Below are 23127 nucleotides of genomic sequence, written 5' to 3' on the forward strand. Positions count from 1 at the left end.
GCAAGACCGCTTAACCCGCTACCACGACCACAGCTACCAATACGATGCCAGTGGCAACCAAACGGTGGTGATCCATCCACAGCACAGCCAGCGGCGTGAGTTCAATGGCTTTAATCAGTTGCTGTCTTTAAGTCATAAAGACGGCCTCAGCCGCTACGAGTACGATGCACTGGGCCGGCGCAGCGCCAAAATCACCAGCCAGGGGCGGATTGATTACCTTTGGGATGGCGATAAGCTGCTGGGCGAATACCAGAATGGCGACTTTAGTTGGTATATTTTTGAACCAGGCACGCACAAACCGCTGTTCCTTATTAAAAACGGCGAGCTGTACAGCTATCAGCTGGACCAACTCGGCACACCGCTATCCGTAACGGACAGCAACAACCAGATTGTCTGGCAAGCGCACTACAGCAGCTTTGGTAAAGCGACGGTAACGGTAAACCAAATTGATAACCCGATCCGCTTTCAGGGGCAGTATTATGATGAAGAAAGTGGGTTGCATTACAACCACTTCCGGTACTACGATCCAACCACAGGCCGCTTTATCAGCCAGGATCCAATAGGCCTGCTCGGTGGCATCAACCACTACCAGTATGCGCCGAACCACATCAACTGGGTGGATCCGTTGGGGTTGGTGTGTAAAGAAGAGCTTCAAGCGATAAGACGTAATTATGTAAAAGACATCTATTCATTGGAATTAGAAATAGACGAACTACGAAAGTTTGGAGAGGATTGGGATAGCATTGCTGAAATCATGCATTTGAAGCGTAGAGAAATAGGCATTAAATACAAATCTCTTACGCCATTTACAAAGCGTCTTGCTATATACGCAAGAAATATTTTACCTAAAAGCTGGACATTTGTATCTCCACTTATCGGAGGAATGGAGCCTCAAGGCTATGATAGTATTTATGGCCCTTCTATTAATTGGCTTAAAACGAATAAAGGATATTCATCCGAACAGATAGCAAGAAAGGCTGCCGACCCGAACAAAGTCATTACAAGAAAACTTGGTATTGAGCCCAACGAAGTTAGGGAAGAGCTTGGGCTTCCTCCCCTCAAGGAGTAATTATGTTTGGACTTGATAAAAAGAAACTGTCAATTTCTGATGTCGAATATGAGTTGGTAGATGAAAAAATATCAGAGTTTTTGCAATCTAAAGGTTCATTGCTTATTGAAGATGATTTTTTAATTGCTGGCGGAACATCGGTGTTAATTAAGAGGTATATTGTAGATGATAAGGTTTTGACTATATCCATTTCTGATGACGGAATTGTCAACATTAGTGGTCAAAAAAATATTATTAACCATATATCTTCATTCTTAGAAAGAAAATAAAAAAATACTGCGTCAACTGGGCATTAGATATTCAATACAATGCAAGCATATGGATATCTAACCCTGAGGCATCCCCACAAAATTATTAGATAAAACAAAAAGATGGATTCGTAAGGAACATTCATGGCGTTCGGTGATCAGATCAATCGCCAAACATCACCAAGACCAAACAACCATGAATGTTCGCGCTATCTTGACCAATATCGTTTCATTTGTCACACCAAAAATGCATGCAACCAGACAAAAAGCCGTGACTGATTGTGTATACAGCCTGGCTAATGGCAGCGCTGCTACTGTCACCAGTATTGGTCGCGGCATAGACTCCGCAGCCTATGAAAAACATAGTATTAAACGAGCTGACAGGCTTCTCTCTAATGCGAATTTGCTGCGTGAGAAAACGTTAGTTTATGGGATGATTACCAGAGTAGTTGGAACCCAATATCTCACCGCCAATAAGCTAGCTTTTGAAAAGAGCGATGAAATTTAAATGACGCCAATTGAAATAGTAAGAAAAGGTATCTCTTTAACAGAGAAGAGACTAAAGGATATCCCTGACTTCGATATATATCAAAGCATTATTAAACAGCTCCAATACCTATTATCAATTATCGATGGATCAGAATTGGATAGAAGTAAATTGGATAAAATAATTGTTGGTCATTTTGCTGTTCGTGAATTTGAAGAAAGCGATCCTGAACTCGCGGAGATACTTAAAAATTGCCAGAGCATCGCTTTCAAGCTAAGTTTGGAGTGAGATTTTTTCAATTAAGGACATATATTCATAAGAATTTTATGTGCTAAAACAAAATATTTCAATATTACTGTGTGTAGTCACTTAGTGTGAATTTTCCCGGTAAATATGTCCTGAAGATAGATTGCTCTTTTACAATTTTATTTTCTAAAAACACAGGCCGCCACTAAGCGGTCTAATTTTTTGTGCCCCTGGCTTGTTAGCTGTTGGCAACTCCAAAGGCGAAGGCATCACCGTCGAACAAGACCGCCTAACCCAGTATCACGACCACTGCTATCAGTACGATGCCAGTGGCAACCAAACGGTGGTGATCCACCCGCAGCACAGCCAGCGGCGTGAGTTCAATGGCTTTAATCAGTTGCTGTCTTTAAGTCATAAAGACGGCCTCAGCCGTTACGAGTAAGATGCACTGGGCCGGCGCAGCGCCAAAATCACCAGCCAGGGGCGGATTGATTACCGAGCAAACCAGAGGCTTGCTTGGCCATATGCTGGTGTTTGCGCGCCAGGCTGTGACGACCGTACGTGATTTATCCTATTCCTTTATTCGCTGGGTATTTGATCGGACGTTAGGCGCACTTTATCGTGCAGCCAGAAATGCCATTGATTACCTGAACTAGTTCACCATTTGCTGCAGCCGGCGCTAAGGCCGGCTGCCTTCTTGTATCAGAAGCCCAGAGCTTTAAAGTCATCGGCGCTATGGCGTTCAGGCAGAGTGCTGCCATCCTCCGAATTGCGGTTTACCAGGCGGCCACGTTGCACAGCAGGGCGCTCATTGAGTTGCTTAGCCCAGCGCTGCAGGTGAGCGTAGCTTTGCACATCCAAAAACTCTGCAGCATTTTGTTCAGCCGAGCTATACACTTGCCCCAGTGCCAAAGCACCATACCAGGGCCAGATCGCCATATCGGCGATGCTGTATTCTATGCCGGCTATATAGGGTCGGCTTGCCAGTAATTGATCAAGTACATCCAATTGTCGCTTGGTTTCCATGGCGTAGCGGTTGATGGGGTACTCGTATTTTTCCGGCGCATACACATAAAAGTGACCAAAGCCGCCACCAACAAAAGGAGCACTGCCCATTTGCCAGAACAACCAGTTGAGAATTTCGGTGCGGTCCATTGCCGTTTGGCCCAAAAAGCACTGAAATTTTTCAGCCAGATAGAGCAAGATAGCACCAGACTCAAATACTCGCTGCGGCTGTGTGGGCTCACTGCGATCTAGTAGGGCTGGGATCTTGCTGTTCGGGTTCAGCTCTACAAAGCCACTGCCGAACTGATCGCCCTGACCGATGTCAATCAACCAGGCATCGTACTCAGCGCTCTGGTGGCCTAAAGCCAGTAATTCTTCCAGCAGAATGGTCACTTTGATCCCATTGGGCGTACCAAGTGAATACAACTGCAGTGGATGCGCTCCGATGGGCAAGGCTTTTTGATGGGTGGCGCCGGCAACCGGGCGGTTGATGGACGCAAACTTACCGCCATTTGAACTGGGTTGCCAGACTTTCGGGGGATGGTACTCGCTCATGCGTTACTCCTTCTTTGAGTGGGCCAGACGCCGGCGAAAGGCGTATGCACTAAGTGTGATTCCGATAGTAAAACAGGAGAGCTATGTCTTCCAGTAGTAAAGTACCAGCCGGTCGGTTGGCCCGCTTGGGTGGATTCGCCAGTTTAGCCGGTAAGTTGGCCGGTGGCATGTTGGCCGAGGGGGCCAAACGCCTTGCTAAAGGTGAGCCCGGTAGCCGGATGGAACTGCTGCTAACCCCAGCCAATGTGAAACGGCTAACTAATCAGCTGGCACACATGCGTGGTGCCGCCATGAAGTTAGGCCAGTTGTTGTCGATGGATGCAGGGGATCTATTGCCCAATGAGTTAGCGGATATGCTGGCCCGCTTGCGTGATAATGCCAATCCGATGCCGCCTAAACAGTTAGCTGCAGTGCTTGCATCAGAACTTGGCGAAAACTGGCAGCGTCATTTCGCCGATTTTACCTTCAAACCGATGGCCGCTGCATCGATAGGCCAGGTGCATCGTGCCGAGCATGACAATGGCACGCAACTGGCCGTTAAAGTGCAGTACCCGGGCGTTCGACAAAGCATCAGCAGCGATGTGGATAATGTGGCGACCTTGCTGCGTATCAGCGGTTTACTGCCTCCGGGTGTGGATTATCAAGCTTTGCTGGAGGAAGCCAAAGCGCAGCTGAGCCGTGAAGCCGACTATCTGCAGGAAGCTGCCTTTATGCAACGGTTTAAAGACGCACTAAACAACTCACCCGAGTTTTTATTGCCTGAGCCTGTAACAGGGTTGTGCCGCCCGGGAGTGCTGGTGATGCGTTATGTGCCAGGAGACCCGGTTGAAAGTCTGCAGACACATCCACAGGCTGTGCGGGATAGGGTAGTGACACAACTTTTTAGTTTGCTGTTTCGAGAGCTTTTTGAGTTTCAGTTGGTGCAAACAGACCCCAACTTTGCCAATTACCGCTACAACGAGGCAACCGAACAGCTGGTATTGCTGGATTTTGGTGCATGTCGCGAGTACAGCCCGGCTTTTAGCCAGGCGTATCGCCAGTTATTTGCTGCCAGCTTGCAGCAGGATCAGCAAAGCATGGATCAGGCACTCACCACCATTGGCTTTTTTAGTGAGCAGATTGCTGCTGAGCAACGCTTGCGGGTATTGGCGCTGGTAAAGCTGGCTTGTGAGCCGCTGCAGCAAGATGCCCCGTTTGACTTTGGTCAGAGCGATCTAGCAGCACGTATACGTGAGGCGGGCACCGCACTTAGTTTGCAACACAATTACTGGCATACACCTCCGGCTGATGCCATCTTTTTACACCGGAAAATAGGTGGTTTGTATTTGCTGGCGGCCCGCTTAAAAGCAAGAGTCAATGTTCGCGCAATCTTAGACACCTACTTGCTGTGATGGAGCTGCTGTATTTCTGCTGCAATTAAGCTGGCCCAATGTTTGGCGCCTGTTACTGATGGATGAAAGCCATCTTTTGCCAGCATGTCGGGTGTGAGTTTAACCCCGGAGCTGAGCAGCCGGGCATTCGGCCAAGCATCCAATGTTCGCACCAACTGCCGATTGAGCTGACTTGCTTTTAGACCAAGCCAATAGTTAAGTGGAGTAGGCAGGGCACTGAACTGCTGCATGGGCGGAATGGCACTAAAAATGACATTGGGCGTTGAAAAGCGCTGATTTATCACCTGCATTAAAGCATGAATACGAACGCTAAATTGCCGGTCTGAGCAGAGCCCGGTCACATCATTGACCCCTATGGATACAATAACCCAGTCCAGCCGTTGTGCTTCAAGCTCCTGCAACCGCTGCCGAAGCTCAGCACTGTTGATACCGGTTTGAGCCTGCAGTCGCCAGTGAATTCCGGCTTGTTTTGAAAGTAATTCAACCAGTTGACTAGACAAGGCTTGTTGTTGATTATCGCAACCCACACCGGCTGCTGCGGAGTCACCGCAAATCAGTAATTGTTGCTGTGGCCCTTGTCCCATTAAGCCAGCACGCTCACCGCTTGCCTCTGGTAAGCGTAAAGCCAGAGCACGAACCCGCTTTCCTTGCCAAAGTAGCAAAGGCCAGCAGCACAGAGCCAACAACCAAAAACGCCAAGGCATGTGTTTTCCCAATTGCTTGTTTTCACAGTATCTTAGCAAAATGCCAGCTTGCTTTAGAACCTAAATTCGATACAATCAGTAACCAATAATACAGAACAAGGATTTAGGTATGAACGAGCTGTTTTGGTTGTTGCCTGCGGTTATCCTTACTATCGGGCTAGTTATTCTGGTACGCCGTTATCAGAAGTAATCCCAAGCCCGGTTACAGCATAATCCGGAGCTTGTGATGTTTGAACTCACTATTATAACGGTGGCAGCCTTGCTGCCCATCGTCAATCCATTCAGTACAGCGCCACTCTTCCTCGCCATTACCGAAGGTTATGATCAACGCACTCGTAACGAGCAAGCATTGCGTGGTGTGCTTTATATGGTCGGTATTTTGACTACTTTTTTGGTAGCCGGTAGCTTGATCATGAATTTTTTCGGTATCTCGCTGCCTGGCGTGCGTATTGCCGGCGGCATTCTGATTGGCCGGGTGGCTTTTCGCATGCTGTATCCACCAGACACGGTGGATTTAACGCCGGATGAAAAGCGAGAAAGCCGCAAAAAAGACGATATTTCCTTTTTTCCACTGGCCATGCCGAGTTTGAGTGGGCCTGGCTCCATCGCTGTGACCATCAGTCTTGCGACATTATCGACGGCCTGGTGGCAGTATTTGGGTATTTTTATTGGTATTTTGCTCCTGGCAGCCATTGTGCTGCTGACTTTACGGTTGTCTGGTAGATTGCACAGCCTGCTAGGTGTCAACGGCACTCATGCCATGACCAAGATCATGGGCTTTTTGATGTTCTGCATTGCCATCCAGTTCATTGTGAATGGCATTACCGATCCGGAGCTGCTGCAGTTATTTCGAGCTGGTTTGGCAACAGATATTCCAGCTTAATCGTTGCCGCTGTATCAGGGCAGTACCCGATGCGTGGTGGCTCGGCTTACAATTAATGAATCCATGTGGCCAAGCCGTTTAAGATCTTTATTGGGATAGTCAAACTGGCTAAGCACATAGCGCATCGCATTAAGCCGGGCTCTTTTTTTGCAGTCGGATTTCACAACAATCCAGGGCGCTTCAGCCGTATCGGTATGCAAAAACATGGCTTCTTTCGCCTTGGTATAATCATCCCATTTATCAAGGGATGCCCGGTCAATTGGGCTTAGTTTCCATTGTTTCAGCGGGTGCGACTCACGTTCGACAAAACGGCGCTTTTGCTCGTCTCGGGTGACTGAGAACCAGAATTTAATCAGATGCATACCAGAGCGAACCAGATTTTGCTCAAAACCAGGCGCCTGGCGAATAAATTCATGGTACTCATCGGCACTGCAAAAGTTCATCACCCGCTCAACCCCAGCACGGTTGTACCAGGAGCGGTCAAACAACACGATTTCACCAGCCGTTGGCAGATGCTGCACATAGCGCTGAAAATACCACTGGCCTTGTTCTGCCCGAGTGGGTTTTTCCAGTGCAATCACCCGGGCACCCCGGGGGTTTAAATGCTCCATAAAACGTTTAATGGTACCGCCTTTACCCGCGGCATCGCGGCCTTCGAACAAAATCACTACCCGGGCACCAGTTTCCTTCACCCAGTGTTGCAATTTCAGCAGTTCCACTTGCAGGTTGTATTTTTGCTTTTCATAGCTTTTGCGGCGCAGGCGGTTTTTATAAGGGTAGGGGCTTTCCTGCCAGTCGGGTAGCAGTTCATCATCCGAGCCAGCATCAAGGTTGGCAGTTTTTTCAAACTCTTCACGCAGCAGAACTTTACGCAATAAAGCCACATCATCCGGCGATGCCCCTTGCACGATGGATTGTAGCTGAGTGCTTAGCTCGTCTACCGATTGATCATTTATCGTCGCATTGCTGCGCTCAGAGATGTCCCGCAATACCACCTCCAAAGAGGCCTGGGCACCGCTCATTTTCTGTTTACTGGTTTCTTCTGCGATCGCTGCCGGCGCAAGATCCGCCAGGGTGTCACCTCGTAAGATACCAGCCCGTTGCTTGATGCTTGATGGTTTGTTTTCTGCCACAGATACCCCCTGTTGTAGACTTTCATTATAGAGCAGGAAGTCCGGGGTATGTTTGATCTGAGGCAGATTTCTAAGCGATATATGTCAGCTTTACAATGGTTTAGGCCGGTGTTCAAGGCTTGGGAAGACATGCTCCCGATAGGCGGTATTGAGCATGGAGTGTGTCATCATCGCAATATCATTGGCAAAGAACAATCGCCTGTGGGCATTAGATAACATATGCGGGTGCTCTTTATCCGCTATTGTAGCCCAAACAGAGAAGGCTCCTTTTAGCTGATTTTGTTCGCTAGGGCAAAGGTAGGTGATATTCACGTGATAGCCGGTTTGTTCGGCGCCATCCAGTGTTGCTTTAAGCTTATTGCGAAGCTGATCACCTGAAGGATCCTGCCCATTCGTAAAATCCTCGAACGTGTAGATGCACCAGATTTTATTCACATTAATGCCTACCCACAGGTATGCCAAATAATCCCCACAGCGTATTTGGATGTTTTTGCCAAAAATACCGGTCCAGTTTTTATCTACCTCGATCTGAGGGCATTGATTGTTGACGAAATGAAGCTCAATTTTTTCCAGTGAGCGCTTTACCTCCTCAGAGATAAACTTATCAGACATCTTGCGAAGTGACGCCGTGGAGTGATCGCGCTCAGAGAAGAAATAAATCAATAAAAAGACAATACCTGTTAATGCAATTTGTGCCAGGGAAATGGCTACCAGGATCCAGTCATGGCGGTTCTTATCCATGTACTGCACAACAACCCAGGCGGCCAACATAAAAGCTGCTACCAACAACAACAAGGAAATCAATTTCACCCAAGCGGGAGCATGCAGCTTGGTACTATCCTGATTCATGGTTGAGCTCCAAGTTTTTTAGAAAACACAGGAAATGAGCAGGGGCCAAACTCTGCGACATAATCAAAGAACACTTTGTTCAATGCGCGTTTTAGCCAGAATTGTTGATAAATCAACTGCTTTTGTTGTTCACTTGCTTCAATTATCCGGGGTACTCGGCTAAGCAACTCTGTATAACCTTGCTCTATCACTTTAAAACTTTGGCTGGTTAATGAGGTTGGGCTTAAATAGTAGTGATAACTAGTGTCTGCCAGCACATAAAGCGAGGCGTTAAAAAAGCAAATAGCACGGGCATTAAACAAAGTATCTTCGGCAAAGCGGACAGTCTCATCAAATCGTAAATTTTTTTGGTTTGAGTGTGCAACTTTAACCGGAAAATTTAACCGTAAAAAGTCAGCTAAGCCAAGCGATTTATCCTCTGACAAATAGGCTGGAATGCGCTCTCCATGAGCATCAAAAGTCAGTGGGTAGTCACCAACCAGCTTATGGCGTTGTAATGCTTTATAAAAAGAGGCTAAACGGTTATCGGAGAAACAATCATCAGCATCCAGGTAACAGACATAATCCCCTTGAGCAGCATCAAGCCCAAGGTTTCGTGCCACTGAGGGGCCTGAACGTGGAGTTGCTGTTCGAAGGTAACGGATGTTCAAGCCAAACGAACTGCCCAAGGGTTCATAATCATTGTTATCATCCGCAACCAGTACTATTTCAAAGTCAGAAATACTTTGTGCAGCAAGACTTTGTAAGCAACGCTCCAGAGTTGCCCCGGCCTGATAAGCAGGAATGATAATACTAAATTTCACCAGTAGCGCCTGTAAAAAAATTCTGGAAAGACAATAGGGATGATATCAGACAGGGATACGAACGCAATAAAGCATCAGTTTACGTCCCTTTGGCTATACTAATTAAGTTGGTGGAGCAGTAACGGAGCTCGGTTGTGCTTAAAAGAATCTTTATTTTCTTTTGTCTCATCCTGTTTTCCATAAAAACATTGGCTGAGCAGGCAGTCTTGATTTGGTGTCTTGGGCATTTACCAAACCGAACGGTTTACCAGGCCAACACGGAACCGCGCGGTATCGAGGTCGATTTGATGCGTGATCTGGCTGCACGCTTAAATATGCGGCTGGAATACACGGTACCAACACCCATAAATCGATGTTTGCAGCAATTAGAGCGAGGGCAGGTAGATGTTGTTGCAGGCTTACTATTCAGCAAAGAACGTGACCGGTTGTTCTTGCTGATACCCTACGACTCTGCTCGCCCGGAAAGTTGGTTTGTTCACAAAGCCAATCCTATTGAGAACAAAACAAAGCTAAGGATTACCTTAATTGAAGGGAGGCTTTATTCCGCCAATCTTCGTGAACGATATCAGGAAAAGGGCCATCAGCTGAAAAGTGTTGCCAGCATGGACGATGCGCTGGCGATGTTGTATTTTCAGCAAACCGACGTGGTGATTGGACCGGAACATGTCACGTTGGGTTATATTGTAGCCAATCCACGCTATCGAGAAACCCTGGTGTTAGCTCCGCAGGATTACCAACCCAACTTTGAAGCCCATATCGCCATTTCCAGAACCGGGCGCTACGCTGAACACCATCAGGCTTTCCAACAAGCACTGCAAGCAATAAGGGCTGAGGGCCGCTATCAGTTTTATGATTAGGGTGGTTAGGTTTAGTTGCCTGTATAAAACAACCTTTAGCATGCAATTTAACATAATATACATTATGGGATATTTCATTTGAAGGGGACTAAGCCTGTTTATTGGCTAGATCGGTCCAAAGCTTGATGTGCTTCGTATAAATGAAGTACCTAATCACAGGAATACACAATGCCGGAGCACTACTGCCATGACACTTTTGCTTCGATGGTTTGCCCTGACCGGGCTGTGGGTTTGTACTGCTTTGCAGGCGGAAAGTATTTTGCTGTCCGTACATCCTAATGAACCTGGTGCCGTGCGTTTGCAATTTGCCTGCGCTAATGACTTTAGTTATGTGCAATTGGTGCATGATACGGTTATGGGTGGTCGTTCGCGTGGGACTTTGCAGGCAGCGGAAACAACGGCGCTGCGCTTTAGTGGCCATCTATCATTGGCGAATAATGGTGGTTTTGCCTCGGCGCAATTTAATTTAAAGCAGCCATTGCCTGCTTTGAACTTCCAGCAGATCAGATTGCAATTAGCCGCCGATGGCCGTCGCTATCAGTTGCGCCTTAAAACACCGTTTATCCCTGACGGTGTTGCTTATGTCGCGCACTTTAATAGTCAACCCGGCAAAGCCAGTTATGAATTTTCGGCCCGGGATTTCAATGGCCAGTTTCGTGGCCGTGCGGTAGCAAATATGCCGGTACTTCACTTTGCCGATGTGTATCAGATCAGCATTATGCTGGCTGATAAAACCACGGGTACTTTTGACATTTTGCTCTACGACATTGAGTTTTCAGCGCTGCAATCCATTTAAATACGCTTGAAAGCTCAGCTGTCACTCGGCTTTATCCCCACTAGTTTAACATTGCCATGGTCGTCCAGCTGACGCACTGTCAGCACCAGCGCATCCAGTTTTACCTGGTCACCGACCACCACGCGACGGTGAAAACGCTCAGTGATGTAATCGGCCAGTGTTACATGGCTTTCATGCTCCGGTAACGTGATGCTGTAGAATGCGTCCAGTTCATCCAGTGTAATTTGCGCATTCAGTACAAAATCACCAAAGAAATCACTGGCTGTCATAGTACGGCTGCTGGCTGCACTGGCCAGCACAGTACTGATGTCGGGAACATCTGCCATTTTGCACAATACCAGCACACTATCTTTTAGCTTAAACACCGGGTTGTCACGGCTTAATAGCCATTCACCATCGCGTATGACACCTAAAAACTCCGCACTGTGTGGCACCGTGAAGTCCTGCCATTGCTTATCCAGCATTGGCGAATCGCCTTTTAAAGTAAAGGATACAACTTCAATTACTTCATTGCTGGCAATAGCGTCCAGTGGCATGGTTTGATCCGGTCCAGACTCCTTGGGGACTTCCAGTTTCAGCCAACGCGCAACAGGTGAAATGCTCCAACCTTGAAACACCAGGGAGACAATCACAATGACAAAGGCGACATTAAAGTACAGGTGCTCATCCGGTACGCCTGCCAACCAGGGAAATAATGCCAGAATAATAGGTACAGCACCACGAAGACCTACCCAGCTAATAAAAAGCTGATCTTTGGCTGGAAAATGAAATGGGATCAGGCTCAGCAAGACAGCTAACGGGCGGGCAATAAAAATAAGCACACCTGCAATAGCCAGTGCCGGCAGCAGATGATCCAGCAGCTGACTGGGTACCACCAACAAGCCGAGCATCAAGAACATCACAATTTGGCTCAGCCAGGCCAGGCCATCGTGTACCCGCAGGATATAGAGTACTTGTGGCAATCGGGCATTGCCAACGAAATAGCCCATTAAGTACACTGCGAGGAAGCCGCTTCCTTCAAACTGTGTCGTTACGGCATAGACAGAGATACAGCAAGCCACAGCCATTAAGGGAAAAAATGCAAAGCTGAGTGGTAATTTACGGCATAAAAACACGAACAGGCGCCCTGCTCCATACCCGACTGCACCACCTATAATGGCTTGTTTTAAAAACACGATCAGAACCGACCAATCCAATGCTGTGTACTCGGCCAGCACACCAACAAGGGTGATAGTGAGCATCACAGCCATTGGGTCATTGCTACCGGATTCAATTTCTAACGTAGACGCCACCCGGTCCTTGATGCGGATACCACGGGATTGGAAGATGGAGAATACTGCCGCAGCATCGGTCGAGCTTAAAATGGCACCCAGCAGTAAACCCTGCAGCCAATGCAAGCCTAGAATCCAGGCCGCAGCAAGACCGGTCACAGTACAGGTAACTACGACCCCTAGGGTAGCTAGCATAGCAGCAGGTGCTAAAGCTACCCGGAAGCGCTCCGGATGGGTCCGCATACCGCCATCAAACAGAATAATCACCAGAGCGATGGAGCCAATCAAAAATGCGACTTGTGGGTTATTAAAAGTGATGCCGCCTAACCCTTGCTCACCGGCCAGCATGCCAATAATTAGGAAAACCAATAGGATTGGGGCCCCGATTCGCGAAGATATCAGGGTTGCCACGATGCTAATTAAAAATAATACACCGATGACGAGGATGGTTAGATTAATGGCTTCCACGCGCTAAGGTCCCCTCCCCTAATTTAGACAATGTGTTATCAAGCAGTTTAGCTTATTGTTGATTCAATTCGTTCAGTATAGCCTGCAAGGCTGCAGCTGGATCAGCTGCTTTGGTGATGGGCCGGCCAATTACCATGTAATCGACCCCGACAGCTTTTGCTTCGCTTGGTGTCATTATTCGGCGCTGATCATCCTGGCTGCTACCGGCCGGACGAATGCCAGGTGTGACCAAGCGAAAGCCCTGCCCCAGTTTTTGCTTGAGCAAACTGGCTTCTTGCGCTGAGCAGACCACACCATCCAGGCCAGAGTTTTTCGCCAGAGCGGCCAGGCGCATCACTTGCTGCTCTGGCGTTTGCTCGATACCAATTTCCAGAAGATCTCTTTGCTCCATACTGGTTAAAACCGTCACAGCAATCAGCAACGGCTTATCAGCACCAAAAGATAGTAAACTTTGAGCAGCAGATTCCATCATCCGACCACCACCGCTTGCGTGCACATTCACCATCCAGACACCAAGATCTGCAGCAGCCGCTACTGCTTTAGCGACCGTATTTGGGATATCGTGAAATTTTAAATCAAGGAAGACATCAAAGCCCCGTTGGTGCAACTGTTGCACAAAAGCAGGTCCAAAGTGAGTGAACATTTCTTTGCCAACTTTCAAGCGGCACAAGCTGGGGTCCAGTTGGCTGACAAAATTTAGCGCCGCTGGTTGCTCGGCAAAATCCAGTGCAACCAACACCGGGCTAAGAGAAGACATGGGAACTCCTGTTTAACGACCATCGATGCCACTGATTGGCTCCACCGTCTCCCATTGCTGACAGGATGGGCACAACCAGTAGTGTTGCCGGGTTTTAAAACCACAGTTCCGGCAACTATATAATACTTTTTTATTCAAATAATTGGCGACTAATTCGGTCACTGAATCCAGTACTTCTGCCGCAGCTTTTGAGCCCTGCTTGCGCTGTTCTAACAGGGCTTTAAATAAACGAATATTTGGCTGCTGCTGCAGCTTTTCCAGTAACAGTTGTTCCGCAGCTTTGTCGGAGCCTTGCTCAAGCAACCAGCAGGCCAATTCAATATGAGCACTGATGTTATTGTGCTTATGGCTAAGCTGAGATAATAACTGATACCAGTCCTCATCCGGTAGCTGGCATTGTTTCGCCAGAGGAAGAATATCGGCACTCCATTGCGGCTTTTCCAGCAGGATAGCTTTGTATAATGAAAACGCCTGTGCTGGCTTTTGTTGTGCCAGCGCTACCCGGGCCAACTCAAACCTGGGGCGGATTGCTTTAGGATAGCTCGCGACGAGCTGTTGATAAACCGCACGCGCTTGTTCAGGCTCGGCCTGCTGTTGCTGCTCACAACCGATGTTGGCCAACGCCAGACGTAAACTCCCAGAGCTTGTTTGCTCAACCGCATCGCGTAATTGCAGGGCTTTTCCCCACTCGTGCGTACTGATATAAAGTGCTACCAAGTGCTTTAATGCCAATTCACGCAATACCTCTTGCCGTATCAGAGGAACCAGCAGCTTTTCGGCCCGGTCGTACAAGCCGGCCGATTGGTAATCTTTAGCCAACTCGTATTGAATTTGTTGCGCCTGGACCTTCGGTAATTTCAGTTGATGCAGCTTCTCATGAATGCGGATGGCTTTGTCCCAATCACCACGGCGACGAAATAAATTGGCCAGTGCCAAATAAGTGTCGATGGTAGCAGCTTCGATGTCGAGCAAGTGCAATAGTTGCTCAATGGCTTTATCTTCTTGATCAGTGAGTAGAAAGTTTAAACCGGACGATAAGTTTTTGGTGATGTTAGTACGATCTTTCAGTTCCTGATGCTTTACACTGTTTCGGCCCATAAACCAACCATAAGCAGCAGCGACAGGCAGTAGCAGAAACAAAAGCTCTAGCATGGATCAGGACGTCGAGGAAGGCTGCTGGTTGCGCTTTTTCAACCGGCGGCGTATGCGAAATACGATGGTAAGCAAAAAACCTGTAAGCAAACCCAGTAAAAGAAACAAGACGGCGACATCGACCAGCCGAAGTTGATACTGTGTATACAAAAGATCAAGTTCAACCTGTTGCTGATTTGCTGCTCCGAATAAAAAACCAGCAACCATCACAATTGCGATTACAACAGCATAAACAAGATTAACCAAGGTTCACTCCATGGCACAAGGTCGTAAAGCAAGCACAGTTTAACGTATGTTGTCTTTTACTCTGTCGCGTAGCTCTTTACCTGGTTTAAAGTGCGGAACGTACTTGCCATCCAAGTCGACACGCTCGCCGGTTTTTGGATTGCGGCCAATACGGGGGGCACGGTAATGCAGCGAAAAACTACCAAAACCACGAATTTCGATGCGTTCGTTGGAAGCCAGCGAGTGCACCATTTGCTCCAGAATTTCTTTGACCGATGACTCCATATCCTTGACCTGGATATGAGGAAAATCCGTTGCCATTTTCTCTATCAATTCAGATTTCGTCATACTAACTCCTAACGGTCATAATGTGGGCTGACCATGCAGCCAGCCCACAGTCACAGCCTAATTACTGATCTTTTTGAGCAGCTTTAAAGGCTTCAGCCATGGCATTGGCACCAAAGTCAGTTTCTTCCTGCTTATTGATGCTATCCAGAGCTTCTTTTTCTTCCGCTTCGTCTTTCGCACGGATTGACAGGCTGATCACACGGTTTTTGCGATCCACACCCATCAGGCGAGCTTCAACTTCTTCACCTACTTTCAGAGCAGAAGTTGCATCTTCGATGCGCTCACGAGCGATATCAGACACACGGACGTAGCCTTCAACGCCACCTTCCAGTGAAACGGTTGCGCCTTTGGCATCAACAGCGGTCACTTCACCTTTAACAATAGCACCTTTCTTGTTGTCAGCAAGGTAGTTATTGAATGGATCGTCATCCAGTTGTTTGATACCTAAAGAAATACGCTCGCGCTCTGGGTCAACTTGCAGTACAACAGCGTGTACTTCGTCACCTTTCTTGAACTCACGAACGGCTTCTTCGCCAGTGGCATTCCAAGAGATGTCAGACAGGTGAACCAGGCCGTCGATACCACCGTCCAGACCGATAAAGATACCAAAGTCCGTGATTGACTTGATCTTACCGCTGACGCGGTCGTTCTTGTTGAAGCCTTTAGCAAACTCTTCCCATGGGTTTGGTTTGCACTGCTTCAGGCCCAGAGAAATACGACGACGCTCTTCGTCAATTTCCAGTACCATTACTTCCACAGAGTCACCCAGGTTCACAACCTTGGATGGGTGGATGTTCTTGTTGGTCCAATCCATCTCAGACACGTGTACCAGACCTTCAACGCCTTCTTCGATTTCCACGAAGCAGCCGTAGTCAGTCAGGTTGGTTACGCGACCAGTGATTTTAGCACCTTCAGGGTAACGTGAAGCGATAGCTGCCCACGGATCTTCGCCCATTTGCTTCAGACCCAGAGAAACACGCTGCTTCTCACGGTCAAACTTCAGTACCTTCACAGGGATTTCGTCACCAACATTCACGATTTCGCTTGGATGCTTCACACGCTTCCAGGCCATGTCAGTGATGTGCAGCAGGCCGTCAACGCCGCCCAGATCAACGAAAGCACCGTAGTCAGTCAGGTTCTTAACGATACCTTTGACTTCCATACCTTCTTCCAGGTTTTCCAGCAGTTGCTCGCGCTCTGCGCTGTTCTCAGACTCGATCACGGCACGACGTGAAACCACCACGTTGTTGCGCTTTTGATCCAGCTTGATTACTTTGAATTCTAGCTCTTTGTTCTCCAGGTGCAGCGTGTCACGTACCGGACGGACATCAACCAGAGAACCAGGCAGGAATGCACGAATACCATCAACTTCAACCGTGAAGCCACCTTTCACTTTACCGGTGATCACACCGTGTACAGTTTCTTTGTCTTCACAGGCTTTTTCCAGGCGCAGCCATGACTCATGACGCTTCGCTTTTTCGCGAGACAGCAGAGTTTCACCAAAACCGTCTTCGATAGCGTCCAGAGCAACGTCGATGATGTCGCCGACATTCACTTCAAGCTCGCCACTGCTGTTCTTGAATTGCTCGACTGGGATTGCTGCTTCAGACTTCAGACCAGCGTCAACCATAACGACGTCTTTCAGTACAGCAACAACGGTGCCTTTTACAATGGCGCCCGGGCGAGTTTCGATGGCTTTGAGGCTTTCCTCAAATAATTGTGCAAAATTTTCAGTCATAGGTTTGTTTTCAACTATTTGCTTTGCTCCACATTACATCCTGTGCAGTGGGGTTACCAGTTTGTCCCGGCCGGTTCCGTAGCGCGGGATTTTCACTCAGAAATCAGGCGAGTTACAGCTTGCTCTTGGCATACTGATAGACTTCATCCAACACCTGGGTAATGTCTTTATCCGACGAATCCAACATCAGGGCATCTTCGGCGGCTACCAGCGGAGCCGTAGCTCGATTGGTATCGCGTTCATCCCTTGCCTGGATATCGTGCAAAAGGTCGCCGATTTTAACATCGAACCCCTTATTTTTCAACTGCAAAAAGCGTCTCTCGGCGCGAACTTCAGCACTTGCTGTTAAAAATATTTTAACCTTGGCTTGTGGGAACACCACGGTCCCCATATCACGACCATCGGCGACCAAACCTGGTGCTTCACGAAATGCCCGCTGACGACGTAATAAGGCTTCACGCACCCTGGGTAAGGCAGCTACTTTTGAAGCCACAGCACCCACTTCTTCAGTGCGGATAGTAGAGCTAACATTCTCACCTTCCAGAATAATTTTGACATCACCGTCTTCATCGGTGTCAAATTGCACATCCAAGTGAGCTGCCAGGGGTTGGACCGCATCTTCATCTTCTGGGTCGATTTGATGATGAATCGCAGCAAGCGCCAGTACCCGGTAAATGGCACCGCTATCCAGAAAATGCCATCCCAGCTTCTGCGCCAGCAAGCGACTAAGGGTGCCTTTTCCGGAGCCACTTGGACCATCAATGGTAATGACAGCAGCGTCTTGTTGCATTCAAGCCTCCAGGATCTTATCTCGAATTTCAGCGCGGTAGTATACAAGCTTTCATGGCAAAAAGCCTGTGAAGTTTTTAAACAAACCGCTTAGGTCCTGGTTAAGACCAAGACCTAAGCATTTGAAATGCAGAAAAACTAACGTGAAAGCGATTGAAACAAACTAAAGTAGTTTGGAAAGGTTTTACGGGTACAGTCAGGATCTTCGATGGTAACCGGAGTATCGCTTAGGGCAACCAGTGAAAAACACATCGCCATGCGATGATCATCGTAGGTGGCAATTCTGGCATGCTGCAGTCGGGCTGGAGGGGTTATTTTCAGATAATCCTGACCTTCCTCGACCTCTGCCCCGACTTTTTTCAACTCAGTGGCCATTGCAGCAAGCCGGTCGGTCTCTTTTACCCGCCAATTGTAGACATTGCGGATGCAGGTTGGTCCTTTGGCAAATAGCGCCGTGGTCGCGATGGTCATAGCCGCATCTGGAATGGCATTGAAATCTTTATCGATACCACGCAACTGATTACGCGTTACTGAAATAAAGTCCTCGCCCCACTCCACATCTGCCCCCATTTCAGCCAGCGCGTCGGCAAAGTGAATATCGCCTTGCACAGCATTCTTACCAATGCCGGTAACCGTTACGGTGCCACCACGAATAGCCGCGGCCGCTAAAAAATACGAGGCTGATGAAGCATCGCCTTCAACCAAGATACTTCCCGGGCTTTGATAGCGTTGGTTGCCGCGGACAACGAAGCGTTGATAGTCGTCGTTTTGTACATCCACACCAAAGCGCTGCATCAGCGCCAGGGTAATATCGATGTATGGTTTAGATACCAGCTCCCCAACAATCTCGATGGTACTGTCTCCGCTTAGCATGGGCGCAATCATCAGCAAAGCCGTCAAAAACTGGCTGGAGATGCTGCCATTGACCCGGACCAGCCCGCCCTGCAGCGCCTGGCCACGAATGGTCAGTGGAGGAAACCCCGGCTCCTTTTCGTACTCAATATCCGCCTGCCATTGCTGCAAGGCCTCTACCAGATGACCAATCGGCCGCTCGTACATACGCGGCTCACCTTTTAAGTGCGCTGTTACATTGGAGGCTGCCAGCGCCGCCGTTAACGGCCGCATGGCCGTGCCAGCATTGCCTAAAAACAACTCTACCGGGACAGCACACTGAAAGAAACCCGCTAAACCATCCACCACACACTCGGTGCGATCTGCACGCAATTGATAACTAACGCCAAGCGCTTGCAGTGCATTGAGCATATGGCGAATGTCATCGCTATCCAGCAGGTTGGTGATGCGGGTTTGCCCCTCGGCCATTGCCGCCAGTAGCAGTACCCGGTTGGAAATACTTTTTGAGCCCGGCAGGTGGACGGTACCTTCTACCCGCTGGATCGGTTGTAGTGTTAAGGTGCTCATCCGTGACTCCGTTCAAAAGCCTGCATAAAGGTAATCAGCGCTTCTACCCCTGCCATCGGCATAGCATTGTATATACTGGCGCGCATGCCCCCTACCAGTCGGTGGCCTTTGAGTGCCAGCAAGCCGCTGGTTTCTGCTTCCTTAACAAAGCGATCATTCAGACTGTCATCAGCCAGCATAAAAGGCACATTCATCCAAGAGCGGCACGCCACGGCCACATCGTTGCGGTAAAAAGCACTCTGGTCAATGAACTGATACAAACGCTCTGCTTTGGCTTGATTGTGTCGAGCCATCGCTGCGACACCGCCTTTGTGCTTTAACCACTGAAACACCAGGCCTGCCAGGTACCATGCGAAGGTAGGTGGCGTATTAAACATGCTGTCGTTACTGGCGGTCAGTGCATAGTCCATGATGGAAGGAATGGCTTTGCCGCTGCCACGCTCCAGTAGGTCCTCGCGCACAATAACCAGGGTAAGGCCCGACGGGCCAATGTTCTTCTGCGCGCCGGCATAGATTAAACCAAAACGACTGACATCAATCGGCCGGGATAATATGGTAGAAGACAAATCGGCGACAAGTGGCACTCCGGTCTTCGGTAACTCTGTGAACTCCAGGCCATCGACGGTTTCATTCGGGCAGAAATGCACATAATCCGCTTTTGGATTAATATCCCACTCTGTAGGCGCAAGCAAACTACGTTGACCATCATTGTTACTGCGAATATCCAGCGTGCGCACCTTGCCAAACTTTTGCGCTTCTTCGACCGCAGCTTTGGACCAGGAACCCGACACGACATAATCGGCCTCACCATCCTTGCTTAGCAAATTCAATGGAACAGCGGAGAACTGCCCCCGGCCACCGCCGTGCATGAAAAGTACTTTGTAATTGTCTGGAATCGACAACAAATCCCGTAAATCCTGCTCCGCTTTTGCTGCCATCGCCATAAATGATTTACTGCGATGACTGACTTCCATCACGGAGCAGCCATGCTGCTGCCAATTGATAAGTTCAGCTTGTGCTTGTTGCATTACTTCAACCGGCAACATAGCCGGACCGGCACAAAAATTATAGGTGGTCATGCTGTGTTCTTACTCCACACTCTTTACTGAAACAGAAACGAGCGCTGCTGCGCTCGTTCATTTGAGTGTTATACCTGTTCGTCATCCGCCGCTTGGTCCGGCGTTGTGCCTGTATCAGCACTGTTTTCGGCTACCTCTGCTTCATCAGCGGGCAACTCTTGCTCTTCAATTTCATCGATGCGCTGCACACCTACCACAGATTCATCGTCTGAGGTACGGATCAGAATGACGCCCTGTGTATTACGACCGACCTCCGACACTTCGTGTACCCGGGTGCGCACCAGGGTGCCTTTATTGGAGATCAGCATAATTTCATCGGACTCATTCACCTGTACAGCACCAACCACCAGCCCGTTACGATCCGACACCTTGATAGAGACAACGCCTTGGGTTGCCCGGCTCTTGGCTGGGTACTCCTCAAGGGCTGTTCGCTTGCCGTAGCCGTTCTCGGTAACCGTCAGTACAGCACCTTCACCCTGAGGTATGATCAAGGAGACCACTGAGCCGTTTTCACGCAGTTTGATACCGCGAACACCGGTAGCGGTCCGGCCCATGGCACGCACCTGGCTCTCATCAAAGCGGACTACCTTGCCATCGTCTGAGAACAGCATGATTTCGCTGTTGCCATCGGTCAGGCCAACACCAATCAGTTGATCGCCTTCATTCAGGTTCACAGCAATGATGCCATTGCTACGTGGCCGAGAGTAATCGGTTAATGGGGTTTTCTTCACAGTGCCCTTAGCCGTCGCCATAAAGACAAACTTGCCTTCCTCGTACTCACGTACTGGCAGAATGGCCGTAATGCGCTCTTCCGCTTCCAGTGGCAGTATATTAACAATCGGCTTGCCACGGGAGATGCGGCTGGCTTGCGGTAACTGATACACTTTCAACCAGTACAGTCGACCACGATCCGAGAAACACAAAATGGTATCGTGTGTGCTGGCCACCAGCAGTTGGTCAACGAAGTCTTCATCTTTTACTTTGGTGGCAGCTTTGCCTTTACCACCACGGCGCTGCGCTTCGTAATCCGTCAGCGGCTGATACTTGGCGTAGCCAAGGTGCGATAAGGTCACCACCACGTCTTCTTCGGTGATCAAATCTTCCAAGTTGATATCCAGCTCGTTTTCCAGAATTTCTGTACGACGGGCATCGCCATACTGCTCTTTGGCAGCATGCAGCTCTTCGCAGATCACTTCCATCAAACGCTCTGAACTGGCCAGAATGTGCAACAATTCGGCAATCAGCTCCAGCAGATCTTTGTACTCAGCCAGGATCTTTTCATGCTCCAGGCCAGTCAGTTTGTGCAAGCGCAGGTCCAAAATTGCCTGAGCCTGCTGCTCGGTCAAGTAGTAGTAGCCATCACGAATGCCGAAGTGTGCCTCCAGCCATTCTGGCCGGGCTGCATCCTGCCCTGCACGCTCCAGCATGGCACTGACACTGCCCAGCTGCCAGCTGCGCTCCGTCAGGCCAACTTTCGCCTCTGCTGGGCTGTTGGAGGTTTTAATCAGCTCGATGATTTCATCGATGTTGGCCAGCGCAATGGCCAGACCTTCCAAGATATGGGCCCGGTCGCGTGCTTTGCGTAAATCATAGACAGTACGGCGGGTTACCACTTCACGGCGGTGCAGCACGAAGCATTCCAGCATTTGCTTCAGGCCAAGGATCTTTGGCTGGCCCTGATCCAGTGCTACCATATTGATACCAAACACGGTTTGCATCTGGGTATTGGTGTAGAGGTGATTCAGCATCACATCACTGGACTCGCCGCGTTTAAGCTCAATCACAATGCGCATACCGTCTTTATCGGACTCATCGCGCAGGGCAGATATGCCTTCAATCCGCTTTTCTTTCACCAGTTCGGCGATTTTTTCTATCAAGCGGGCTTTATTGACCTGATATGGCAGCTCGTTAACAATAATGGTTTCGCGGCCGGTTTTCTCATCGGTTTCAATTTCAGTGCGGGCGCGAATGTAAATTTTACCCCGGCCGGTGCGGTAGGCTTCTTCGATGCCTTTGCGGCCGTTAATAATGGCAGCCGTTGGAAAATCAGGACCTGGGATCAACTGCATCAATTCAGGAATGCTGATCTCAGGGTTGGCAATCAGAGCCAGACAGGCATCAATCACTTCTGTTAAGTTGTGTGGCGGAATATTGGTGGCCATACCGACCGCTATGCCGGAGGAACCATTGATCAACAAATTGGGTAAGCGGGTTGGTAACACGCCGGGAATTTGTTCGGTGCCATCGTAGTTCGGTACGAAGTCGACCGTTTCTTTATCAAGGTCAGCCAACAGCTCATGGGCAATACGTGCCATCCGTACTTCGGTGTAACGCATTGCGGCTGCAGAGTCGCCATCAATGGAGCCAAAGTTACCCTGGCCATCGACCAGCATGTAACGCAAGGAAAATGGTTGAGCCATCCGGACGATGGTGTCGTATACGGCGCTGTCACCATGCGGGTGATATTTACCGATGACGTCACCGACTACACGGGCAGATTTTTTATAGGCTTTGTTCCAGTCATTGCCCAGTTCTTTCATCGCAAAAAGAACTCGGCGATGCACAGGCTTCAGGCCATCCCGAACATCCGGCAGCGCTCGGCCGACGATCACGCTCATGGCGTAGTCCAGGTAGGAATTCTTCAGTTCGTCTTCTATATTGATGGGAACGATTTCTTTTGCCAGCTCAGTCATATTCGCGCTTTTTCCCTTAAATCATGGAGATAACCCGCATTTATCGCAGTTCTTAGTTGCGGGGCAACGTCGGATTCTACCACATAAAATCACAGTTGCCATGGCCGATCGGTGCTGTTGTACGAAAAGTAAACCGAAGCCGGTACTCTGCTTGCAGTGATG

General features: G+C 49.0%; 25 protein-coding genes. 10 read left to right on the forward strand and 15 right to left on the reverse strand.

Features of this window, described 5'->3' with window-relative positions; genetic code table 11:
• The 6 genes from BLW37_RS18965 to BLW37_RS16925 form a co-directional block, all read left to right on the forward strand.
• Positions 1–1069: RHS repeat domain-containing protein (locus BLW37_RS18965; protein ID WP_139243745.1), on the forward strand; the 1069-nt coding region annotated here is incomplete at its 5' end.
• Between the two features lie 2 nt (positions 1070–1071).
• Positions 1072–1338 (forward strand): hypothetical protein, encoded by a 267-nt coding sequence (locus tag BLW37_RS16905; protein WP_091345001.1) that lies wholly within the window; start codon positions 1072–1074, stop codon positions 1336–1338.
• Positions 1339–1513: 175 nt separating this feature from the next.
• The gene (locus BLW37_RS16910) at positions 1514–1825 is read left to right on the forward strand and encodes a hypothetical protein (RefSeq protein WP_139243746.1); all 312 of its coding nucleotides are present in this window, start codon (positions 1514–1516) and stop codon (positions 1823–1825) included.
• Positions 1826–2092 (forward strand): immunity protein Tsi6 family protein, encoded by a 267-nt coding sequence (locus BLW37_RS16915; RefSeq protein WP_091345003.1) that lies wholly within the window; start codon positions 1826–1828, stop codon positions 2090–2092.
• A 193-nt stretch (positions 2093–2285) separates the two neighbouring features.
• Positions 2286–2492, forward strand: a complete 207-nt coding sequence (locus BLW37_RS16920; protein ID WP_091345005.1) for a hypothetical protein — start codon at positions 2286–2288, stop codon at positions 2490–2492.
• A gap of 1 nt (position 2493) precedes the next feature.
• Positions 2494–2706: a hypothetical protein gene (locus BLW37_RS16925; RefSeq protein ID WP_091345007.1), complete on the forward strand. Its 213-nt coding sequence runs from the start codon at positions 2494–2496 to the stop codon at positions 2704–2706.
• A 46-nt stretch (positions 2707–2752) separates the two neighbouring features.
• On the opposite strand, the gene yghU is transcribed toward BLW37_RS16925, so the two are convergent.
• Positions 2753–3610 (reverse strand): glutathione-dependent disulfide-bond oxidoreductase, encoded by an 858-nt coding sequence (yghU, locus tag BLW37_RS16930; RefSeq protein ID WP_091345009.1) that lies wholly within the window; start codon positions 3608–3610, stop codon positions 2753–2755.
• Between the two features lie 83 nt (positions 3611–3693).
• Between yghU and BLW37_RS16935 the strand changes: the two genes are divergently transcribed.
• Positions 3694–5001, forward strand: a complete 1308-nt coding sequence (locus tag BLW37_RS16935; protein WP_171907662.1) for an ABC1 kinase family protein — start codon at positions 3694–3696, stop codon at positions 4999–5001.
• On the opposite strand, the gene BLW37_RS16940 is transcribed toward BLW37_RS16935, so the two are convergent.
• Positions 4989–5705 (reverse strand): SGNH/GDSL hydrolase family protein, encoded by a 717-nt coding sequence (locus tag BLW37_RS16940; RefSeq protein ID WP_091345010.1) that lies wholly within the window; start codon positions 5703–5705, stop codon positions 4989–4991. The two genes, BLW37_RS16935 and BLW37_RS16940, sit on opposite strands and share 13 nt — an antisense overlap.
• A gap of 226 nt (positions 5706–5931) precedes the next feature.
• Here BLW37_RS16940 and BLW37_RS16945 point away from each other — a divergent pair, with 226 nt between their 5' ends.
• Positions 5932–6588 carry a MarC family NAAT transporter gene (locus tag BLW37_RS16945; protein ID WP_091345012.1) on the forward strand — a complete coding sequence of 219 codons (657 nt, stop codon included), beginning with the start codon at positions 5932–5934 and terminating at the stop codon, positions 6586–6588.
• Between the two features lie 14 nt (positions 6589–6602).
• Here BLW37_RS16945 and ppk2 read toward each other — a convergent pair whose 3' ends face one another.
• From ppk2 to BLW37_RS16960, 3 genes are all read right to left on the reverse strand, one after another.
• Entirely contained in the window at positions 6603–7721 is a 1119-nt protein-coding gene (gene ppk2 / locus BLW37_RS16950) for a polyphosphate kinase 2 (RefSeq protein ID WP_425426636.1), read from the reverse strand.
• Positions 7722–7811: 90 nt separating this feature from the next.
• Complete coding sequence (locus BLW37_RS16955; RefSeq protein ID WP_091345013.1) at positions 7812–8570, reverse strand: hypothetical protein; 759 nt, start codon at positions 8568–8570, stop codon at positions 7812–7814.
• On the reverse strand, positions 8567–9373 hold the full coding sequence (locus BLW37_RS16960) for a glycosyltransferase family 2 protein (protein WP_171907663.1): 807 nt from the start codon (positions 9371–9373) through the stop codon (positions 8567–8569). The genes BLW37_RS16955 and BLW37_RS16960 overlap by 4 nt, the downstream gene beginning before the upstream one ends.
• A 134-nt stretch (positions 9374–9507) precedes the next feature.
• On the opposite strand from BLW37_RS16960, the gene BLW37_RS16965 reads away from it, so the two are divergent.
• Together BLW37_RS16965 and BLW37_RS16970 are read left to right on the forward strand one after the other, a co-directional pair.
• The gene (locus tag BLW37_RS16965) at positions 9508–10230 is read left to right on the forward strand and encodes a substrate-binding periplasmic protein (RefSeq protein WP_091345017.1); all 723 of its coding nucleotides are present in this window, start codon (positions 9508–9510) and stop codon (positions 10228–10230) included.
• Positions 10231–10417: 187 nt separating this feature from the next.
• Positions 10418–11026, forward strand: a complete 609-nt coding sequence (locus BLW37_RS16970; RefSeq protein ID WP_091345019.1) for a CIA30 family protein — start codon at positions 10418–10420, stop codon at positions 11024–11026.
• A 14-nt stretch (positions 11027–11040) separates the two neighbouring features.
• Here BLW37_RS16970 and BLW37_RS16975 read toward each other — a convergent pair whose 3' ends face one another.
• The 10 genes from BLW37_RS16975 to gyrA all read right to left on the reverse strand — a co-directional run bounded on the left by BLW37_RS16975 (position 11041) and on the right by gyrA (position 22965).
• Positions 11041–12765: a potassium/proton antiporter gene (locus BLW37_RS16975; RefSeq protein ID WP_091345021.1), complete on the reverse strand. Its 1725-nt coding sequence runs from the start codon at positions 12763–12765 to the stop codon at positions 11041–11043.
• A 52-nt stretch (positions 12766–12817) separates the two neighbouring features.
• Complete coding sequence (pyrF, locus tag BLW37_RS16980) at positions 12818–13522, reverse strand: orotidine-5'-phosphate decarboxylase (RefSeq protein ID WP_091345023.1); 705 nt, start codon at positions 13520–13522, stop codon at positions 12818–12820.
• Between the two features lie 12 nt (positions 13523–13534).
• Complete coding sequence (locus tag BLW37_RS16985) at positions 13535–14620, reverse strand: N-acetylglucosaminyl transferase (RefSeq protein WP_245785767.1); 1086 nt, start codon at positions 14618–14620, stop codon at positions 13535–13537.
• A gap of 57 nt (positions 14621–14677) precedes the next feature.
• Positions 14678–14920, reverse strand: coding sequence for a lipopolysaccharide assembly protein LapA domain-containing protein (locus BLW37_RS16990; RefSeq protein WP_091345026.1), 243 nt, complete (start codon positions 14918–14920; stop codon positions 14678–14680).
• Between the two features lie 39 nt (positions 14921–14959).
• The gene (gene ihfB / locus BLW37_RS16995) at positions 14960–15247 is read right to left on the reverse strand and encodes an integration host factor subunit beta (RefSeq protein ID WP_091345029.1); all 288 of its coding nucleotides are present in this window, start codon (positions 15245–15247) and stop codon (positions 14960–14962) included.
• 61 nt (positions 15248–15308) lie between these two features.
• A complete protein-coding gene (rpsA, locus tag BLW37_RS17000) occupies positions 15309–16985 on the reverse strand; it encodes a 30S ribosomal protein S1 (RefSeq protein WP_091345031.1) in 1677 nt (558 codons plus the stop codon).
• A 112-nt stretch (positions 16986–17097) separates the two neighbouring features.
• Positions 17098–17775, reverse strand: coding sequence for a (d)CMP kinase (gene cmk / locus BLW37_RS17005; protein WP_091345033.1), 678 nt, complete (start codon positions 17773–17775; stop codon positions 17098–17100).
• Between the two features lie 137 nt (positions 17776–17912).
• Positions 17913–19193 (reverse strand): 3-phosphoshikimate 1-carboxyvinyltransferase, encoded by a 1281-nt coding sequence (aroA, locus tag BLW37_RS17010; RefSeq protein WP_091345035.1) that lies wholly within the window; start codon positions 19191–19193, stop codon positions 17913–17915.
• A complete protein-coding gene (serC, locus tag BLW37_RS17015) occupies positions 19190–20272 on the reverse strand; it encodes a 3-phosphoserine/phosphohydroxythreonine transaminase (RefSeq protein ID WP_091345037.1) in 1083 nt (360 codons plus the stop codon). The genes aroA and serC overlap by 4 nt, the downstream gene beginning before the upstream one ends.
• Positions 20273–20340: 68 nt before the next feature.
• Positions 20341–22965 carry a DNA topoisomerase (ATP-hydrolyzing) subunit A gene (gene gyrA / locus BLW37_RS17020; protein WP_091345040.1) on the reverse strand — a complete coding sequence of 875 codons (2625 nt, stop codon included), beginning with the start codon at positions 22963–22965 and terminating at the stop codon, positions 20341–20343.
• Positions 22966–23127: the final 162 nt, after the last annotated feature.

This window comes from Alkalimonas amylolytica (assembly GCF_900107845.1).
GTDB classification, from domain to species: domain Bacteria; phylum Pseudomonadota; class Gammaproteobacteria; order Enterobacterales; family Alteromonadaceae; genus Alkalimonas; species Alkalimonas amylolytica.

Coding starts and splice junctions, on each gene's coding strand:
- ihfB (WP_091345029.1), bottom strand. CDS start 15,247: ATGACGAAATCTGAATTGATAGAGAAAATGGCAACGGATTTTCCTCAT.
- BLW37_RS16970 (WP_091345019.1), top strand. CDS start 10,418: ATGACACTTTTGCTTCGATGGTTTGCCCTGACCGGGCTGTGGGTTTGT.
- rpsA (WP_091345031.1), bottom strand. CDS start 16,985: ATGACTGAAAATTTTGCACAATTATTTGAGGAAAGCCTCAAAGCCATC.
- BLW37_RS16985 (WP_245785767.1), bottom strand. CDS start 14,620: ATGGGCCGAAACAGTGTAAAGCATCAGGAACTGAAAGATCGTACTAAC.
- pyrF (WP_091345023.1), bottom strand. CDS start 13,522: ATGTCTTCTCTTAGCCCGGTGTTGGTTGCACTGGATTTTGCCGAGCAA.
- BLW37_RS16945 (WP_091345012.1), top strand. CDS start 5,932: ATGTTTGAACTCACTATTATAACGGTGGCAGCCTTGCTGCCCATCGTC.
- serC (WP_091345037.1), bottom strand. CDS start 20,272: ATGACCACCTATAATTTTTGTGCCGGTCCGGCTATGTTGCCGGTTGAA.
- BLW37_RS16955 (WP_091345013.1), bottom strand. CDS start 8,570: ATGAATCAGGATAGTACCAAGCTGCATGCTCCCGCTTGGGTGAAATTG.
- yghU (WP_091345009.1), bottom strand. CDS start 3,610: ATGAGCGAGTACCATCCCCCGAAAGTCTGGCAACCCAGTTCAAATGGC.
- BLW37_RS16905 (WP_091345001.1), top strand. CDS start 1,072: ATGTTTGGACTTGATAAAAAGAAACTGTCAATTTCTGATGTCGAATAT.
- BLW37_RS16925 (WP_091345007.1), top strand. CDS start 2,494: ATGCACTGGGCCGGCGCAGCGCCAAAATCACCAGCCAGGGGCGGATTG.
- aroA (WP_091345035.1), bottom strand. CDS start 19,193: ATGAGCACCTTAACACTACAACCGATCCAGCGGGTAGAAGGTACCGTC.
- gyrA (WP_091345040.1), bottom strand. CDS start 22,965: ATGACTGAGCTGGCAAAAGAAATCGTTCCCATCAATATAGAAGACGAA.
- BLW37_RS16935 (WP_171907662.1), top strand. CDS start 3,694: ATGTCTTCCAGTAGTAAAGTACCAGCCGGTCGGTTGGCCCGCTTGGGT.
- BLW37_RS16940 (WP_091345010.1), bottom strand. CDS start 5,705: ATGCCTTGGCGTTTTTGGTTGTTGGCTCTGTGCTGCTGGCCTTTGCTA.
- BLW37_RS16910 (WP_139243746.1), top strand. CDS start 1,514: ATGAATGTTCGCGCTATCTTGACCAATATCGTTTCATTTGTCACACCA.
- cmk (WP_091345033.1), bottom strand. CDS start 17,775: ATGCAACAAGACGCTGCTGTCATTACCATTGATGGTCCAAGTGGCTCC.
- BLW37_RS16915 (WP_091345003.1), top strand. CDS start 1,826: ATGACGCCAATTGAAATAGTAAGAAAAGGTATCTCTTTAACAGAGAAG.